The organism is Streptomyces galbus (assembly GCF_005280195.1).
In the GTDB taxonomy this organism is placed as follows: domain Bacteria; phylum Actinomycetota; class Actinomycetes; order Streptomycetales; family Streptomycetaceae; genus Streptomyces; species Streptomyces galbus.
In genome coordinates this window covers 393,014-410,514 of the sequence record NZ_SZPR01000018.1, presented here as the reverse complement: position 1 = coordinate 410,514, position 17,501 = coordinate 393,014, and the positions used below count along the sequence as shown (strand labels likewise).

The following is a 17,501-nucleotide window of genomic DNA, read 5'->3' as shown; positions in this document are numbered from 1 at the left end:
CATGAGGGTGCTGCCCGTGGGCGACGACGCGCTCCTCGTGGAACTGGCCTCCGGCACCGAGGCGCAGGCCCTCCACGCGGAGCTGCTGCGACGCCGGGCGCAGGGCCTGCTGACGGCCGGGGAGATCGTCCCCGCCGCGCGCACGGTCCTGCTCGACGGCGTCGCCGACCCGGCACACCTGACCCGCGAGCTGCTCTCCTGGGAGGTGCCGCCCGCCCCCGCGCGCGAGGGCGACGTCGTGGAGATCCCCGTGCGCTACGACGGACCGGATCTGGCCGAGGTCGCCGCGCACTGGGGGGTCGCGGAGGGTGAGGTGGCGCGCATCCACGCCGGTCACGAGTTCCGGGTCGCGTTCTGCGGCTTCGCGCCCGGCTTCGGCTACCTCACCGGTCTGCCGCCGCGCTACGACGTGCCCCGCCGCTCCACCCCGCGCACCGCCGTGCCGGCCGGCGCGGTGGCGCTCGCCGGGCCGTACACGGGCGTCTACCCGCGGTCCTCCCCCGGCGGCTGGCAGCTCATCGGCACCACCGACGCGGTCCTGTGGGACACCGCGCGCGTACCGGCGGCGCTGCTGTCGCCCGGCACGCGCGTGCGGTTCGTCGACCGGTCGGCGGACACCGCCCCGGAGCAGGGGGCGGCCGGATGACCGACCGCGCGCTCGCCGTCGTCCGCGCGGGGGCCCTCACCACCGTCCAGGACCGGGGCCGGCCCGGCCACGCGCACCTGGGCGTGCCGCGCTCCGGAGCGCTGGACGCACCGGCGGCCGCGCTGGTCAACCGGCTGGTGGGCAACCGGCCCGGGGCGGCCGTCCTGGAGACGACGCTCACCGGCTGCGCCCTGCGCCCGCGGTGCGAGGTGACCGTCGCGGTGGGCGGCGCGCCCTGCCCGGTCACCGTGGACGGGCGCCCGGTGGCGTGGGGCGCGCCCGTGCGCGTGCCCGCCGGCTCGCTGCTGGACGTGGGCGCCGCGACGTCCGGGGTGCGCAGCTACGTCGCGGTCGGCGGGGGCCTGGCGGTCGAGCGCGTGCTCGGCAGCCGCTCCACCGACCTGCTGTCGGGGCTCGGGCCCCCGCCGCTGTCCGACGGCGCGGTGCTCCCGCTGGGGTGCCGGGTGCCGTCCCCCGCGCGCGTGGACGTCGCACCCCAGCCCGCTCCCCCGGCCGAACTCGTCCTGCGCGTCAGCCTCGGTCCCCGCGACGACTGGTTCACGCGGCGGGCGCTGCGCGACTTCACCACGCACGCGTACCGCGTGTCCTCCGCCAGCAACCGCATCGGGCTGCGCACCGAGGGACCCGCGCTGGAGCGGGCCCTGACGGGCGAGCTGGCCAGCGAGGGCATGGTCCTGGGCGCGGTCCAGGTCCCCCCGGACGGCCGCCCCGTGGTGTTCCTCGCCGACCACCCCACGACCGGCGGCTACCCGGTGATCGGCGTGGTCCGCGCCGCCGACCTGCCCGCGGCGGCCCAGGCGGCCCCGGGCACCCCGCTCCGCTTCGTGGCCGTACGGCACCGCTGAGCGGCCGTCGGGCACCGCCCAGTCGCGCCACCCGTCGCCGGTGGGGTCGCCCACTCCCTGCGTCAGCGAGTCCCCGAGCGCCACGAAGCGGACGGGGCTCATCCTCGGCTCCCGGACCCGACCTGGTGGGAGGGCCGGTCCGGTACGGCGGCGTCGTGCGCGGTGAGGAAGGCCGCGACCGCGGTGTCCCAGCCGAAGCACTCGGCACGCGCGCGTGCCGCCCCGCGCCGGGCCCGCTCCGGGGTGTCCAGCAGCGCCTCGACGGCGTCGGCGAACGCCTCGCCCCGGTCGGCGGCGGTGGCGCCCGCGGAGCCGATCACCTCGGGCAGCGCGGAGGAGGCGCTGACCACGACGGGCGTGCCGCACGCCATGGCCTCCAGTGCGGCGAGCCCGAACGTCTCCGCGGGCCCCGGGGCCAGGCAGACGTCGGCGTTCGCCTGGAGCGCGCCCAGGGCGTGCCGGTCGGAGAGGTGCCCGAGGAAGGTGACCGGCAGCCGCCGCTCCCGGGCCCGCTGCTCCAGGCGTGGGCGCAGCGGCCCGTCCCCGGCGACGACCAGCACGGCCCGCGTCCCCCGGGCCAGCAGCGCCTCCAGGGCGTCGAGGGCGGTGCCGGGCCGCTTCTCGACCGAGAGCCGGGTGCAGGTCACCAGCAGCACCTGGCCGGCACGCGCGTACCGCGCCCGCAGGCCGGGGTCGCGCAGCGAGGGGTGCCGCTCGACGAGGTCCACGCCGAGCGGGGCGCGCACCACGTTGCGGGCGCCGATGCGCACGAACTCCCGCTCGGCGAACTCGGTGGTGCACACCACGCGTGCGTACGTGTGCGCCGTACGGACGTTGAGCGCGTCGGCGGCGCGCCGGGCCGCGGCCTCCGGGACGCCCCAGGTGCGCAGGACGCCGTCGGCGGTCTCGTGGGAGACCATCACGGCGGGGACCCGGGCGCGCCGGGCCCACTTGCCCGTCCAGCGCAGGGTGGTGCGGTCGGAGACCTCCAGGCGGTCCGGGGCGAGGTCCGTGAGGAGCGCGGCGACGCGCCGTCGGTCGGTCAGCACGCGGTAGCCGCCGGTGCCGGGCAGCAGCGGTCCGGGCAGGGTGATGACCCTGCCCTGCTCGGTGTCGCGGTCGTCGTGGCGGGCGCCCGGCACGACGAGGACGGTTTCGTGGCCGGCGGCCCGGAAGCCCTTGCCGAGTTCGCGCAGGGCCGTGCGCAGGCCGCCGGAGGCGGGGGCGACGAAGTTGGCGAGGCGGACGATCCGCAGTCCCTCGGTCCTCATGCCGCCACCACCGGCCGGCGCGCGCCGAGGACGTCCGCGTAGTGCTCGATGAGCCGGTCGCCGATCGCGGCCCAGGTGCGGCCCTCGACGGTGTCCCGGGCGGCGGCCCCGAAGGCGGCGCGCCGGGCGGGGTCGGCGGCCAGGGTGCGGACCGCGTCGCGGACGGCGGACGCGTCGCGCGGCCGGACGAGCAGACCGGTGCGCCCGTGGGCGACCAGGTCCAGCGGACCGCCGGCGGCCGGCGCGACGACGGGCACACCGCTCGCCATGGCCTCCTGCACGGTCTGGCAGAACGTCTCGAAGGGGCCCGTGTGCACGAAGACGTCCAGCGAGGCGAAGATCCGGGCGAGGTCGTCGCCGGTGCGGCGCCCGAGGAAGGCGGCGCCCGGCAGGGCCTGGGTCAGGTGCGGTTCGCTGGGCCCGTCACCGACCACCACGACCTTCACGCCGGGCAGGCCGCAGACCTCGGCGAGCAGTTCGACGTGCTTCTCGGGGGCGAGCCGGCCCACGTAGCCGACGAGCAGTTCGCCGTTCGGCGCGAGGTCCCGGCGCAGGGCCTCGTCGCGGTGCCCGGGGCGGAAGCGGACTGTGTCCACCCCGCGCGGCCACAGCTTCACGCGCGGGACGCCGTGGGTCTCCAGGTCGCGCAGCGCGGCGCTGGACGGGGCGAGGGTGAGGTCGGCGGCGGCGTGGACGGAGCGGATCCGCCGCCAGGCCGCGGCCTCGCCGATGCCCATGTAGGTGCGGGCGTACCCGCCGAGGTCGGTCTGGTAGACGGCGACGGCGGGCAGGCCGAGCCGGGTCGCGGCGGCCATGCCGCGCACGCCGAGGATGAACGGGCTGGCCAGGTGCACCAGGTCGGCCCGGTGCTCGGCGACGGCCGTGGTGACGCGCCGGCTGGGCAGGGCGACGCGGACCTGGGGGTAGCCCGGCAGCGGCAGGGAGGGGACACGGACGACGGGGCAGGGCGCGAGGGCGTCCGGCCCGGGACCGGCCGGGGTGGCCGGCGCGACGACGAGCGGGGAGTGACCGCGGTCCACGAGGTGCCGGGCGGTCTGGAGCGCGCAGTGGGCCACGCCGTTCACATCGGGGGGAAAGGATTCGGTCACGATGACGACACGCATACGGATGTTGTCGCCGTACTGGACGTGCCCGCGTCAACGTGGATCTTTCCGGACGACAAACGTCCCATGAGCGTTGCGCTGCACACCCGGGCGGGCCGGACGGCGTCCATGCCGCCCCTGCCCGCGGGTCGCCCCGCGTTCACCCACCGGGCACGGGTGTACCCGGCGCCAGGGGGTCAGCGGGCGGTCGTGTCGGGTCCGATGCGGCTGCGGACGGCGCTCTGGACGTCGTCCTCCTCGGCGGGGTCGGCGGCGAGGCGGCGCAGCCGCTCCACGACCCGGGCGTCACCCGTCTCGGCGTGCCGGGCGGCGATCTCGCGGGTGGCCTCCTCGCAGTCCCACAGGCACTCGACGGCGAAGCCGGTGGGGAAGGTGGGGTCGGTCGCGGCGAGCGCCCGGGCGCAGCGGCCGCGCAGATGGGAGGAGGCGGTCTCCCGGTAGATGTGGCGCAGCACGGGTGCCGCGCAGACGATCCCGAGGCGTCCGGCGCCGTCGACGAGGGTCCACAGGGTCGGCGCGTCGCAGCCCTCGCCGCGGACGGCCTCGCGCAGGGCGCCGAGGACCAGGTCGCTGTCCTTGCGGGCGCCCCGGCAGGCGAGCATCCGCCCGGCGGCGGCGCCGAGGGCGTCGGGGCGCCGCGCCCAGCCGCGGGCGCGGTCGACGGCCGCGAAGGAGCGCATGCGTTCGAAGGCGTCGACGGCGGCCTCCACCACGGTGGTGGTGCCCGTGGCCACCGCCGTCTCGATCAGGTCGAGGGCGTCGGGGTCGTTGCTGTCGGCGAGGTAGCGCAGGGCGGTGCACCGGGCTCCCTCGGTGCCGTCCTGCGCGGCGCGGACGATCTCCGGCCGGTCCTCGGGGCCGGCCACGGCCACGAGGCAGCGGGCGGCGGGCACGTGCAGGGCGGAGCCGCGCTCCAGGCCCTGCTGGGCCCACTCGAACACGGCCCGCACGCTCCAGCCGGGACGGGGCCCGCCGGAGCGCATCTGCCGTTGCCACCGGTCGAAGCAGCCGGCCTCCTGGGCGGCCCGCACGCGTGCCGAGACGTACTCGCGCGGGTCCTCGGCCCACAGCCGCCAGGGCCGTGGTTCGAAGGCGTCGCGGACGGCGGCGGCCAGCTCGGCCTCGCCCTCGGCGTCGGTCGCGAAGCGGGCCAGCACCGGGGCGGCGAGGGCCCGCAGGCCCGCGTCGTCGTCGCGCAGCGCCAGCTCGTCGAGCGCCCACGCCCAGTTGGAGCCGGCGGAGGCGTAGCGGCGCAGCAGCTCCAGGGCGTCGCGCCGGCCGTAGGAGGCCAGGTGGCCGAGCACCGCGAGGGCGAGGCCGGTGCGGCTCTCCTCGGTGTCGAAGGCGTCCTCGACATCGAACAGGTGTGCCTCGATGTCCTCGAGTCCGCCGTCGAGGTCGAGGTAGAGACGGGCGTAGTAGAGGGAGCGGTTCTCGACCTGCCAGTCGCGGCGGGGGTCGCGCAGCACACAGTGGTTCAGGGCCGCGAGCGCCTCGGCCCGCGGGGCGGTCAGCGCGTGCAGTGTGCCGTCGCCACGGCCTCGCTGGAGCAGGCCGAGCAGCGTACCGCTGGGCGCTATGAACGGATCGAACATGGGAAACAGCCTCACATCAAGCGTCGACGCAACCGGGGACGTGCATTACCTGGCCGCGTGACAACACGTCGGGGCGCCCGCCGTTTCCTGCTTGCTGCAGACCATCTCTCCCTGCCTCTCGTCGGTGGCCCATGCGGGCCGCATCACGGCCCGCGCGGTGCGGCAACACCTGCCCAGCCATCGCGTCCGTGAATCACGACGTCATGATGACTCGGCGGTTCTCCCTGCCGCGACCGAAATTTCCGGCGGCCCCGTACCGCCCTCCCCCGTGGTCGTCGTTCTGTCGGTCGTGCACCGCGTCGCTCAGTGGACGCCGAACCGCTCCAGGAGGCCGGTCTTGGCGAACATCCGGGCGGTGTCGACGGCCGACGGCGTGCCGGCGGCGGGGTCCGCCCCGGCCTCCAGGAGCGCCTCGATGACGTCCGTCTCCCCCTTGAAGACGGCCCCGGCGAGCGGGGTCTGGCCCCGGTCGTTGATCCGGTCCGCCTCGGCGCCGCGCGCGAGGAGCGCACGCACCGCCTCGGCGTGCCCGTGGTAGGCGGCGAGCATCACGAGGGAGTCGCCGCGGTCGTTGGTGAGGTTCGCCGGCACGCCCGCGTCGACGTACGCCACCAGTTCCTCCGTCCGCCCCTGCCGGGCCAGATCGAAGATCTTGGTCGCCAGCTCCACGACCTCGGGGTCGGGGGCTTCAGTCATCGGCCGGACCACCTCTCCATGCAACCGTTCGGGTGAATCGTCAGGGTACTGGCTCGTCGGGCACATGCCGGACGGCGCTCGAGGCAAAGATCACCGACGAAGCCGTCCCACGCAACGCGTCGGAGCGACGGTGCCGCGCGACACTGCCCCACTGGGGTGAAATCTGGGGAATTTCACTCAGTTGCACCTTTTATCGTATGGATACATGCTGTGAGCCTGGAAGTACTCATGGTGACTGTCCCCACCGAACACCAGGAGATCCCCCATGATCCTGTCCATCTCAGGCGTCGTACTCCTCGGCATCGTCGTCTTCATCTTCTTCCGCAAGGACGGCCTGAAGGCCTCCCACGCGCTGATCTCAGCCCTGTTCGGCTTCTACCTCGCGAGCACGGCCATCGCCCCCAGCATCAAGGCCGGCGGCGAGAGCCTGGCGAGCCTCCTCGGCGGCATCAAGTTCTGACGCCGCCCACCCCGCCGTCCCACCCACCGACCGTCCCTTCCGTCCGCACCTCCAGGAGACAGCAGTGGCCCGGCGCCCCCTCCCCCGCATCCTGAGCACAGGCAGCGCGCAGATCGCCCGGAGCCGGGAGCTGGCCCGGACGGCGGCGGACAGCGCCACGGACGTCCTCCACCCGCTGATCACCATCAGCCGGGGGATGCGCCGGCTGGCCGCGGCCGGCCGGCGCCGGTGGGCGGAGACCGCCAAGGACCGGCGCGGGCCGCTGCTGTTCCTGCTGGCCTCGGCGGTCCTGGTGGTGGCCCTCATGCCGTACGGGCCGCTGCTCGCCGTCACCACCGTGATGGCGGCGGCGGCCTGGCACGGCCGCGACCGCACCCCGTCGGCGCCCGAGGGCCCCGACGCGTCGCAGCTCCAGCGGCTGCAGGCGCTCTACGAGGCCCTGGTGCCGCTCTTCTCCACGGCCGAGGACCCCGCTCCCCTCTACACCCACGGCGGGGAGTGGGAGAAGGCCATCCCGTCCTACGAGTTCGACGACTCCGGCCGCGTCGCGCGGCTGTCGATCCGCTACCCGGCGTACTTCCCGGACGGCGAGGCCGAGGCACGCGCACGCGTGCAGCACCTGCTCAGCGCCAAGGCGGGCCGGGGCCGCGAGTACCTCTTCCGCTGGGACGAGGAGGGCAACGAACTCGAGGTGAGCGTCCTCGCCCCGCTGCCCACCGACATCGCCGCCCAGCGCTTCGTCACCGCGCCCGGCGAGACCGTCCTCGGCTTCACCGACCCCAGCGGCGTCCCGCGCACGCTCCCGCTCACCCACGGCGAGGAGCGGCGCGACGTTCCCCCGGTCGTCTGGCGCACCGGCATCCGCTCCACCGAGCCGCACCTGCTGGTGGTCGGCCAGCCCGGCAGCGGCACCTCCACCCTGCTGCGCTCCCTCGCCCTCCAGGCCCTGCAGTACGGCGACGTCCTGATCGTCGAGGGCGGCAGCACCGGCGAGTACGCCTGTCTGACCGGCCGGGACGGCGTCCTGGGCGTCGAGGTGGGCCTGGCCGGGGCACTGGCCGCCCTGGAGTGGGCGTCCGGCGAGACGGAGCGGCGGCTCATCGCCGCCAACCGCGCCCGGCAGGCCGGACAGGCCCCGCCGGACGACACCAAGCGGCCCCTGTGGATCCTGCTGGACCGCCCGACCACGTTCACGCACATCGCGTCCGCCGACGGCCACCAGGACCCGCAGTCCCTGCTCCAGGCCCCGCTGCGGCACGGGCGCGCCGCGTTCGTCACGGTCGTCGTGGCCGAGCAGTTCGACGCGCTGGACGCGCTGAGCGATCCGGTACGTCAGCACACGCGCGCACGGGTCGTGCTGGGACCGGCGTCGGCGGAGCAGCTCGAGACGGTGCTCGGCGCTCCCCCGCACACCACGCCCGTCGACCACGTCCCGCCAGGGCGGGGGTACGCCCGGCTCGGGACGGGTCCGGTGCACCGGCTCCAGGTGCCCGCCACGCCCGACCCTTACGACGACGCGACGAGCGACGCGCACCGCCAGGCGGTCCTGGATCTGCTGCCGCCCAGGAGCACACCGGCCGACGAGGAGCCGCGACCCGATGCGGAGCCGGCGATGCCGGAACCGGCCGCGTCGGAGTCCGCGCATCCGGAGCTGATCAAGACGGAGTTGATCAAGGCCGAGCCCGCGGTGGCCGTCGAGGCGGTCCCGGCGGAGACGTCCTCCTGACTCGACTCCGTTCACGAGACCGACCCCAAGGGGCGCGGGGAACTGCGCGACCGGCCACCGCGCACCCGCACCCCGCAGACCGCACCGGCCGGCACCCACCGCCCCGGCCCACGCCACGAACGCGCGCCGCCCCTCCGCGCACCCCGGCCCGCGCCACGAACGTGTCCGGTCCCTCCGCGCACCCCGGCCTACGCCACGAAGGTGCGCGGTCCCTCCGCCGCCCCCACCGTGCCGCCCGTCTCCACGATCCGGGCCGCCGCCGACAGCCGGGCCGCCGCCTCGTCCGCCACCGCCCCTCCCACGGTGAACGGCAGCCGGACGTACCCCTCGAAAGCGCCATCGACCCCGAAGCGGGGACCCGACGGCACCCGCACGCCGACCCGCTCCCCCGCCTCGGCGAGCCGGGAGCCGGACAGGCCGCCGGCCCTCACCCAGAGGGTGAGGCCGCCGCGGGGCACGGAGAACTCCCAGTCGGGCAGCTCGCGGCGGAGCGCCCCCACCAGGGCGTCCCGGTTCTCCCGGGCCTGGGCACGGCGCAGGGCGACCGCCTGCTCCCAGCCGCCCGTGGTGAACAGCCAGTTCACGGCGAGCTGCTCCAGCACGGGCGTGCCGAGGTCGGCGTACGCGCGCGCGGCGACCAGGCTGCGGATGACGTCGGGGGCCGCCCGCACCCAGCCGATGCGCATCCCGGCCCAGAACGCCTTGCTGGCCGAGCCGACGGTGACGACGGTCGACCCGGCGGGGTCGAAGCCGCACACCGGCCGGGGCATCTCCACGTCGTCGTCGAGCCACAGCTCGCTCATCGTCTCGTCGGCCACCAGCACGGTGCCCGCCGAGCGGGCCGCCTCCACCAGCCGGCGCCGCTGGTCCTCGTCGGCGAGCGCGCCGGTCGGGTTGTGGAAGTCGGCGACGACGTAGGCGATGCGCGGTGCGGCCTCGCGCAGCACCTGGCGCCAGCGGTCGAGGTCCCAGCCCGCGAGCCCCTCGGCCATCGCGACGGGAACGAGCCGGGCGCCGGTCTCCCGCATGAGCTGGAGGATGTTGGCGTAGGACGGCGACTCGACGGCGATGCGCTCGCCGCGGCCGGCGAACAGGTGGCAGATCGCGTCGATGGCACCCATCGCGCCGGTCGTCACCATGATCTGCTCGGGCATGGTCGGTATCCCGCGCGCCGTGTACCGCTCGGCGATCATCGCGCGCAGCGCGGGCAGCCCCGCCGGGTAGTCCCCGTGCGTGTGGGCGTACGGCGGCAGCTCCTCCAGGGCGCCCTGCACCGCGCGCGTGAGCCACGGCTCGGGCGCGGGCAGCGAGGCGCAGCCCAGGTCGATCATCGAGCCGAGGGCGTCCGGCGGCAGGGGCTCCAGGCCGCGGGCCGGAAGCGGGTTGCCCGCCGGTACGGCCGTCCAGCTCCCGGCGCCGCGCCGGGACTCCAGGAACCCCTCGGTGCGCAGGGCCTCGTAGGCGGCGGCGACGGTCGTCCGGCTGACGGACAGGGCGAGGGCGAGTTCGCGTTCGGCGGGCAGGCGGGCCGCGACCGGGACGCGGCCCTCCAGGACGAGCAGGCGGATGCCGTCGGCCAGCGCGCGGTAGGCCGGTGGGCGCCGGGTGCCGGGCCCGGCCGGGCGATCCTGCTGGGAGGTGAGCAACCGGGCGAGCTGCGCGGCCCCCACCGCCGAGGTCCACTGCGCCATGATTACCAGTCCACCTTCCCCGAATTGGCCATGGATGGCGTGTACCGCCAAGCCACAGAGTGACATGAGCCAGTCCACGACGACCACCCAGGGGGTCCCTTGTCCACCACACACCGTCCCGCCCGCCGTCTCACGCGGCGGCTGGTGCAGCTGTACGCCGGGCTCGCGCTGTACGGGGCCAGCTCGGCGCTCCTCGTGGAGGCGGGCCTCGGTCTGGAGCCCTGGGGCGTCCTGCACCAGGGCCTGGCCGAGCGGACCGGGCTCTCGATCGGCGTGGTGTCGATCGTGGTCGGCGCGGTGGTGCTCCTGCTGTGGATCCCGCTGCGCCAGCGGCCTGGGCTGGGCACGGTCTCCAACGTGTTCGTGGTCGGCCTCGCCATGGACGCCACCCTCGCGCTGGTGCCCGGGGCGCACGCGCTGGCCGCCCGCATCCCGCTGATGGCGGCCGGCATCGTCCTCAACGGCGTGGCCACCGGCCTCTACATCGCCGCCTCCTTCGGGCCCGGCCCGCGCGACGGGCTGATGACGGGGCTGCACCGCCGTACCGGCCGGTCGATCCGGCTGATGCGCACGGCGGTCGAGGTGGCCGTCGTGGCGACGGGCTTCGCGCTGGGCGGCACCATCGGCGCGGGCACGCTGCTGTACGCGCTGTCGATCGGACCGCTCGCCCAGCTCTTCCTGCGGGTGTTCGCCGTCCGGCCGGCACCGGACGGCAGCCAGGCGGTTGCCACCGGGTCACCGCGCGGGGCGATACTGCGCGGGTGACCACCCTGATACGCCACCCGTACCTCGACCATCCGGGGCCGATCCCCTTCGCGCACCGCGGCGGTGCCGCCGACGGCCTGGAGAACACCGCGGCGCAGTTCCGGCGCGCGGTGGAGGCGGGCTACCGGTACCTGGAGACGGACGTGCACGCGACGAGGGACGGCAAGCTGGTGGCCTTCCACGACGCGACGCTGGACCGGGTGACGGACGGCGCCGGCCGCATCGCCGACCTGCTGTGGTCCGAGGTGCGGCACGCGCGCGTGGCGGGCCGGGAGCCGGTGCCGCTCTTCGAGGAGCTGCTGGAGGCCTTCCCCGAGGCGCGCTGGAACGTCGACGTCAAGGCCGAGCCGGCGCTGCATCCGCTGCTCAACCTGATCGGCCGGGCGAACGCCTGGGACCGGGTGTGCCTGGGGTCGTTCTCCGAGGACCGGGTGGTGCGCGCGCAGCGGCTGGCGGGCCCGCGCCTGGCGACCTCGTACGGCACCCGCGGCGTGCTCGGGCTGCGGCTGCGCTCCTGGGGCGTGCCCGCGGCGCTGCGCCGCTCGGCGGTGGCGGCGCAGGTGCCGGAGAGCCAGTCGGGCGTGCGGGTGGTCGACGCGCGCTTCGTGCGCGCCGCCCACGCGCGCGGACTGCAGGTCCACGTCTGGACGGTCAACGAGCCGGAGCGGATGCACCGGCTCCTGGACCTGGGCGTCGATGGCATCATGACCGATCACATCGACACGTTGCGCAAGGTCATGGAGGAGCGCGGCGCCTGGGCGTGAGCGCCCCGGCCGCCCCCGCCGGACCGGGCGCACGGCACTCTTCGGCACGGCAGCGGGGAAGCGAGGGCACGGGTGGGCACCGACACCGTGCGGACGGCGGCGTCCGAGGAGGCCGCCGGGCGGCGGCGCGAGCAGCGCGGCTGGTACTTCTACGACTGGGCGTGCTCGGTCTACTCGACGAGCGTGCTCACCGTGTTCCTGGGCCCCTACCTCACGTCGGTCGCCCGGCACGCGGCCGACGCCGACGGCTACGTCCACCCGCTGGGCGTGCCGGTGCGGGCCGGGTCGTTCTTCGCGTACTCGGTGTCGCTGTCGGTGGTCGTGGCCGTCCTGGTGATGCCGCTGGTGGGGGCCGCAGCCGACCGCAGCGGCCGCAAGAAGCCGCTGCTGGGCGCGGCCGCCTACCTGGGGGCCGCGGCCACCGCGGGCATGTTCTTCCTCCAGGGCGACCGCTACCTGCTGGGCGGGGCGCTGCTGGTCGTGGCGAACGCGGCCCAGTCCGTGGCGATGATGCTCTACAACTCCTACCTGCCGCAGATCGCGCCGCCCGAGGAGCGCGACGCGGTGTCCTCGCGGGGCTGGGCGTTCGGGTACGCGGCGGGCTCACTGGTGCTGGTCGTCAACCTGGCGCTCTACCTGGCCCACGACTCCTTCGGTGTCTCCGAGACGACGGCGGTGCGCATCTGCCTGGCCTCCGCGGGGCTGTGGTGGGGCGGCTTCACCCTGGTCCCGCTGCTGCGGCTGCGCGACCGGCCGGCGCCGGACCGCGTCCCGGGCGACGGCCGGGAGCCGACCGCACCGGGGTTCCGGCAGCTCGCGGCCACCGTCCGCGACATGCGCCGCCACCCGCTGACCCTCGGCTTCCTCCTCGCCTACCTCGTCTACAACGACGGCATCCAGACGGTGATCTCCCAGGCGTCGGTGTACGGCTCCGAGGAGCTGGGCCTCGGGCAGTCCACGCTGATCGCGGCCGTCCTGCTGGTGCAGGTGCTGGCGGTGGCGGGCGCCCTGGGGATGGGGCGGCTGGCCCGCCGCTACGGCGCCCAGCGCACCGTTCTCGGCTCCCTGCTGGCCTGGACGCTCGTCCTGGCCGTCGGCTACTTCCTGCCCGCCGGGGCGCCGGCCGGGTTCTTCGCGCTGGCCGCGGCGATCGGGCTGGTGCTGGGCGGCAGCCAGGCGCTGTCCCGCTCCCTGTTCTCCCACCTGGTCCCGCCGGGCAAGGAGGCCGAATACTTCTCCGCGTACGAGATGAGCGACCGCGGCATGAGCTGGCTGGGGCCGCTGCTGTTCGGGGTGACCTATCAGCTCACCGGCAGCTACCGGGACGCGATCGTCTCCCTGGTCGCGTTCTTCGTCATAGGGTTCGTCCTGCTGGCGCGGGTACCCGTACGGCGAGCGATCGGCGACGCGGGCAATCCCGTACCCGAGAGGATTTAGCGCTGGCGGCGAAAGGGCGGTAGTGTACGCGTTTGGCCTGCCAGGCGTACCGTTACTGCGCGTCAAAGATGCCGAAGCACTGGGTGACATCTCCTAACAGATGTGACAAACCGGGCGTCGGTGGGTACTGCACTGGTTGACAAGGCTGCGGCTACGACGGCGACGCATTGCCCGGAACGGGACTCGGAACGGGAATCTTTACCGCCGACCGGACGTTGACCGGATGACGACGACAGCGACACCTGTCCTGTGGGCGACAAGCCCGGGAGGCACGATTCATGAGTGAGCGAGCTCTTCGCGGCACGCGCCTCGTGGTGACCAGCTACGAGACGGACCGCGGCATCGACCTGGCCCCCCGCCAGGCCGTGGAGTACGCATGCGAGAAGGGGCACCGCTTCGAGATGCCCTTCTCGGTCGAGGCGGAGATCCCGCCGGAGTGGGAGTGCAAGGTCTGCGGTGCCCCAGCACTCCTCGTGGACGGCGACGGCCCTGAGGAGAAGAAGGCGAAGCCCGCGCGCACGCACTGGGACATGCTGATGGAGCGGCGCACCCGCGAGGAACTCGAAGAGGTCCTCGAGGAGCGGCTGGCCGTTCTGCGGTCCGGGGCGATGAACCTCGCGGTTCATCCCCGGGACAGCCGCAAGAGCGCGTAGCGGGCGTTCGGCAACCAGCGCACCGCGCGCAGCACGACGACCGCGGGCGCCGTACGTGAAGACGTACGGCGCCCGCGGTCGTTCTGCGTGTTCTTGTGGCGCTCCGCCCGGCCCCTCCGCCCGGCCCGCTCAGCGGGTGAGCGGCGGGCGGCGGTCCTGCGCGGACGGGTCCGTGCCGGTGTCGTGCCGGACGACCTCGCCCGGGACGACCTTGCCGTCCGGGTGGTGCATCCGGGCCTGCTGGAAGGCGTCGCCCAGGGAACCCGGGACCACCGCGCGCAGCTTGCGGTCGACCGTGCGCTCGGCGTAGCGGCCGACGGCCTTCTGCACCGGCGGGAGCAGCAGGAGCAGGCCGAGGACGTCCGAGACCAGGCCGGGGAGCATCAGCAGCAGGCCGCCGAGCATCATCCAGCCGTTGCCACCGCCCCGGCTCGGGGCCGTGCCGCGGTTCAGCGCCTCGTTCAGGTTCTGGAAGGCGCGGCGGCCCGCGCGCTTGATCACGACCGAGCCGAGGACGATCCCGGCGACGATCAGCAGCAGCACGACCAGCCCGCTCGACGCGCCCGCGACCACCGTCAGCAGCCAGATCTCCAGCACCAGCCAGGCCACGACCGCCGCCGGCAGTACGGTGCGCAGCCGCGACCGGCGGGGCCGGCCGGACGAGGAAGAGGAGGAGGAGGTGATCGGGGCGCCAGTCGTCATACGTCCAGTGTGCCTGCCCGGGGCTCAGCGCGGGATAAGCGCGATGGCCCAGGTCCGGGGCCGTCCGGCGCCGGCCGGGACGCGGCCGGCGCGGACGGCTGCCCTCACTCCTGCGGGCGGGTGCCGCCCTTGCCGGTGATCTTGCCGACCCGCTCGCCCACGCCCCAGGCGGTGACCCGCCACAGGGCCTCCACGACGATGTCCCGGCTCATCTTGGAGTCGCCGAGCGCGCGCTCGACGAAGGTGATGGGGACCTCGACCACGTGGTAGCCGGCCTTGACGGCGCGGCGGGCCAGGTCGACCTGGAAGCAGTAGCCCTGGGAGGCGACGTCGTCGAGGCCGAGCCCTTCGAGGGTCTCCCGGCGGAAGGCGCGGTAGCCGCCGGTGACGTCGCGCAGCGGCACGTCCAGCATGAGCCGCGAGTACGTGCTGCCGCCCCGGGAGAGGAATTCGCGGGACTTGGGCCAGTTCACCACGCGGCCGCCGGGCACCCAGCGGGAGCCGAGCACCAGGTCGGCGCCCTTCAGCGCGGTCAGCAGCCGGGGCAGCTCCTCCGGCTGGTGGGAGCCGTCGGCGTCCATCTCGATCAGCACGCCGTAGCCCTGGTCCAGGCCCCAGCGGAAGCCGGCGAGGTACGCGGCGCCCAGCCCCTCCTTGCCCTTGCGGTGCAGGACGTGGACGTGGTCGTCGTGGGCGGCCAGCTCGTCGGCGAGCTTGCCCGTGCCGTCGGGGCTGTTGTCGTCGGCCACGAGGACGTGGGCCTCGGGGACGGCCTTGCGCACCCGGCCGACGATGCCCTTGACGTTCTCCGCCTCGTTGTAGGTCGGAATGATCACCAAGGTCGTGCCGAGCGGGCCGAACTTCCTCCCTCGCTCCTGTGCCGCGGGGGTCCCGTCGCCGTCGTTCACTGCTGCCCCTTCATGTCCGTACGCAGGGGACCACCATAGTGGCCTTCGCCTGCGCCGACGTGACAGGAGGACCGCAAGGTGGTGCCGTTTCCCCCGGGGCGGTGCCGGAGATCACCTCTCGGGGCTCCGGCGCGGGGCGGCCCGCGGCCGCGCGCTGCTGCGGATGGGGGCCCGGCGCCCTTCGGGCCGACCTGGGACCCGCTGGCTGCGGATCGACCTGAAGCCGTTGTCTACTGAGCGCCCGGGCCCCACCCGGGTCACACCTCCCCGGCCGACGGAACGTTCCCTCGCCGTCGCGCTTGCGCTGAGCCTGGCTCCCAGTGGCGGTGCGCCGGTGCGGCACGCCGTCCCTGACCCAGTGGCGCGGTGGCCGAGTCGCGGAGGTTCCCCGGTGGGGCGTCCGGTGGTGGACTCCGCCGAACCTACCGGCCCGCGGCCGTCGGCTGTCAACCACCACGTGACCTGCGGATCTCCGGCCGAAGCGCAGGTCAGGCCCGATGCGGCGCGACCCGTCCCGGCACGGGCGGACGGGTGATCTTGCCGGCGCCGTGCGCGCGGATCACCCGCCCGGCCGTCGCCGTGCGGGCCCCGGTCACTCGCCCGGCCGTACGTACACGGTCCGGCCCGCGACGACCGTGCGCAGGCAGACGGGCAGGTCACGGCCGGGGGTGAGGTCGGGCAGGCCGGGCGTGCCGGAGCGGGGGTCGGTGGACCAGCGCGCGACCCGGTCGTCGGGGGCCTGGACGACCAGCTCGCCGGTGCGCCACACCGCGTAGTCGGCGGGTGCGCCGGGCACCAGCACGCCCGCGTCGTCCCGGCCGACCGCCCGCCAGCCGCCCCGGGTGTGGGCGGTGAAGGCGGCGCGCACGGAGACGCGGTGCTCGGGCGTGCGGTGGAAGGCGGCCGCCCGCACGGTGCCCCAGGGGTCGAGCGGGGTGACCGGGCTGTCCGAGCCGAAGGCGAGCGGGACGCCGGCCCGCAGCAGGGCGGCGAACGGGTTGAGCGTGCGGGCGCGCTCGGCACCCAGGCGCTGGGCGTACATGCCGTCCTCGCCGCCCCACAGCGCGTCGAAGGCGGGCTGCACGGAGGCGGTCAGGCCCAGCTCGGCGAAGGCCGCGACGGTCTCGGGCGTGAGCATCTCGGCGTGCTCGACGCGGTGCCGGGCCGCGCGGATCCGCGCGAGGCCGACCTTCTCGGCGGCCGCGCGGATGCCGTCGACGACGGCGGTGACGGCGGCGTCGCCGATGGCGTGGAAGCCCGCCTGGAGGCCGGCCTCGGTGCAGGCGACGACGTGCGCGGTGACCGCCTCGGCGTCCAGGTAGGCGGTCCCGGTGTGCTCCGCGTCGGTGTACGGGGTGTGCAGGCAGGCGGTGTGCGAGCCGAGGGCGCCGTCGACGAACAGGTCGCCCGCCGCGCCGGCCGCGCCCAGCGCGCGGGCCTTCTCCACGTCCTGCTCGGCCCAGTAGCCGACCACGCGCGGCCCCGGTTCCTCGGCGGCCAGCCGCAGCAGGCCGGTGAAGTCGTCCTCGGAGGAGATCTCCGGGCCCCCGCACTCGTGGACCGAGCCGATGCCGAGGGAGGCGGCGTGGACGAGGGCGGTGCGCTGGGCCTCGGCGCGCTGGGCGGGCGTCACGGCCGCGAACGCCGCCGCGCGCACGGCGTGGTGGGCGTCGGCGGTGAGCGGGCCGTCGCCCGCGCCGAGGCCGGGGGTCAGCTCGAGCATGGCCGTAGTGACGACCGCCGAGTGCACGTCGATGCGCGACAGGTACAGGGGACGGCCACCGGTCGCCTCGTCCAGCTCCGCGCGCGTGGGCGGGCGGCCCCCGGGCCAGCGAGCGGCGTCCCAGCCGTGGCCGAGCAGCACCCTGTCCTGCGGTCGGGCGGCGGCGAACTCCCGTACGCGCGCGAGGGCCGCCTCCAGGGACGGCGCGTCGGACAGGTCGAGGCCGGTCAGGGCGAGTCCGGTGGCGGTGGTGTGCACATGGGCGTCGGTGAACGCCGGGGTCACCAGGGCGCCGTCGAGGTCGACCACCTCGTCGACCCCGTCCGCGAAGGCGTCGGCCGCGCCTTCCGAGCCGACCCAGGCGACCTGTCCGCGCTCGACGACCATCGCGGTCGCGAACGGATCGGCGGGACTGTGGACCTCTCCGCGGCGGAGCAGGACGGTCTTCGGCTCGGGGGTGCGCTCACTCATGGG

The 17,501-nt window shown here is 75.3% G+C and carries 16 protein-coding genes; 8 read left to right on the top strand and 8 right to left on the bottom strand.

Annotated features, from left to right (window positions below; genetic code table 11):
* Position 1: 1 nt before the first annotated feature.
* A complete protein-coding gene (locus tag E4U92_RS23105) occupies positions 2-646 on the top strand; it encodes a 5-oxoprolinase subunit B family protein (RefSeq protein ID WP_137302395.1) in 645 nt (214 codons plus the stop codon).
* Positions 643-1,512, top strand: coding sequence for a 5-oxoprolinase subunit C family protein (locus tag E4U92_RS23100; RefSeq protein ID WP_137302339.1), 870 nt, complete (start codon positions 643-645; stop codon positions 1,510-1,512). Before E4U92_RS23105 ends, E4U92_RS23100 begins: the two co-directional genes overlap by 4 nt.
* Positions 1,513-1,610: 98 nt before the next feature.
* Here E4U92_RS23100 and E4U92_RS23095 read toward each other — a convergent pair whose 3' ends face one another.
* The 4 genes from E4U92_RS23095 to E4U92_RS23080 form a co-directional block, all read right to left on the bottom strand.
* The gene (locus E4U92_RS23095) at positions 1,611-2,783 is read right to left on the bottom strand and encodes a glycosyltransferase (RefSeq protein ID WP_137302338.1); all 1,173 of its coding nucleotides are present in this window, start codon (positions 2,781-2,783) and stop codon (positions 1,611-1,613) included.
* Positions 2,780-3,907, bottom strand: coding sequence for a glycosyltransferase family 4 protein (locus E4U92_RS23090; RefSeq protein ID WP_137302337.1), 1,128 nt, complete (start codon positions 3,905-3,907; stop codon positions 2,780-2,782). The genes E4U92_RS23095 and E4U92_RS23090 overlap by 4 nt, the downstream gene beginning before the upstream one ends.
* Before the next feature lie 176 nt (positions 3,908-4,083).
* Positions 4,084-5,502 carry a HEAT repeat domain-containing protein gene (locus tag E4U92_RS23085; protein WP_137302336.1) on the bottom strand — a complete coding sequence of 473 codons (1,419 nt, stop codon included), beginning with the start codon at positions 5,500-5,502 and terminating at the stop codon, positions 4,084-4,086.
* Positions 5,503-5,805: 303 nt separating this feature from the next.
* Positions 5,806-6,198 (bottom strand): ankyrin repeat domain-containing protein, encoded by a 393-nt coding sequence (locus E4U92_RS23080; RefSeq protein WP_137302335.1) that lies wholly within the window; start codon positions 6,196-6,198, stop codon positions 5,806-5,808.
* 265 nt (positions 6,199-6,463) lie between these two features.
* Here E4U92_RS23080 and E4U92_RS23075 point away from each other — a divergent pair, with 265 nt between their 5' ends.
* Complete coding sequence (locus tag E4U92_RS23075; RefSeq protein WP_007380617.1) at positions 6,464-6,658, top strand: hypothetical protein; 195 nt, start codon at positions 6,464-6,466, stop codon at positions 6,656-6,658.
* 64 nt (positions 6,659-6,722) lie between these two features.
* Positions 6,723-8,384 (top strand): FtsK/SpoIIIE domain-containing protein, encoded by a 1,662-nt coding sequence (locus E4U92_RS23070; protein WP_137302334.1) that lies wholly within the window; start codon positions 6,723-6,725, stop codon positions 8,382-8,384.
* Between the two features lie 188 nt (positions 8,385-8,572).
* On the opposite strand, the gene E4U92_RS23065 is transcribed toward E4U92_RS23070, so the two are convergent.
* Positions 8,573-10,075: an SCO1417 family PLP biosynthesis transcription factor gene (locus tag E4U92_RS23065; protein ID WP_137302333.1), complete on the bottom strand. Its 1,503-nt coding sequence runs from the start codon at positions 10,073-10,075 to the stop codon at positions 8,573-8,575.
* Between the two features lie 99 nt (positions 10,076-10,174).
* Between E4U92_RS23065 and yczE the strand changes: the two genes are divergently transcribed.
* The 4 genes from yczE to E4U92_RS23045 all read left to right on the top strand — a co-directional run bounded on the left by yczE (position 10,175) and on the right by E4U92_RS23045 (position 13,694).
* Positions 10,175-10,840, top strand: coding sequence for a membrane protein YczE (gene yczE, locus E4U92_RS23060; RefSeq protein WP_137302332.1), 666 nt, complete (start codon positions 10,175-10,177; stop codon positions 10,838-10,840).
* On the top strand, positions 10,837-11,604 hold the full coding sequence (locus E4U92_RS23055) for a glycerophosphodiester phosphodiesterase family protein (RefSeq protein WP_137302331.1): 768 nt from the start codon (positions 10,837-10,839) through the stop codon (positions 11,602-11,604). The genes yczE and E4U92_RS23055 overlap by 4 nt, the downstream gene beginning before the upstream one ends.
* A 72-nt stretch (positions 11,605-11,676) precedes the next feature.
* The gene (locus E4U92_RS23050) at positions 11,677-13,041 is read left to right on the top strand and encodes an MFS transporter (RefSeq protein WP_137302330.1); all 1,365 of its coding nucleotides are present in this window, start codon (positions 11,677-11,679) and stop codon (positions 13,039-13,041) included.
* A 278-nt stretch (positions 13,042-13,319) separates the two neighbouring features.
* Complete coding sequence (locus E4U92_RS23045; RefSeq protein ID WP_020128921.1) at positions 13,320-13,694, top strand: RNA polymerase-binding protein RbpA; 375 nt, start codon at positions 13,320-13,322, stop codon at positions 13,692-13,694.
* 129 nt (positions 13,695-13,823) lie between these two features.
* Here the strand turns inward: E4U92_RS23045 and fxsA are convergent, their stop codons facing one another.
* The 3 genes from fxsA to E4U92_RS23030 all read right to left on the bottom strand — a co-directional run bounded on the left by fxsA (position 13,824) and on the right by E4U92_RS23030 (position 17,498).
* Positions 13,824-14,396, bottom strand: a complete 573-nt coding sequence (gene fxsA / locus E4U92_RS23040) for an FxsA family membrane protein (protein WP_137302329.1) — start codon at positions 14,394-14,396, stop codon at positions 13,824-13,826.
* Positions 14,397-14,500: 104 nt separating this feature from the next.
* Positions 14,501-15,304 carry a polyprenol monophosphomannose synthase gene (locus tag E4U92_RS23035; RefSeq protein WP_137302328.1) on the bottom strand — a complete coding sequence of 268 codons (804 nt, stop codon included), beginning with the start codon at positions 15,302-15,304 and terminating at the stop codon, positions 14,501-14,503.
* 592 nt (positions 15,305-15,896) lie between these two features.
* Positions 15,897-17,498 carry an amidohydrolase gene (locus E4U92_RS23030; protein ID WP_137302327.1) on the bottom strand — a complete coding sequence of 534 codons (1,602 nt, stop codon included), beginning with the start codon at positions 17,496-17,498 and terminating at the stop codon, positions 15,897-15,899.
* Positions 17,499-17,501 lie beyond the last annotated feature (3 nt).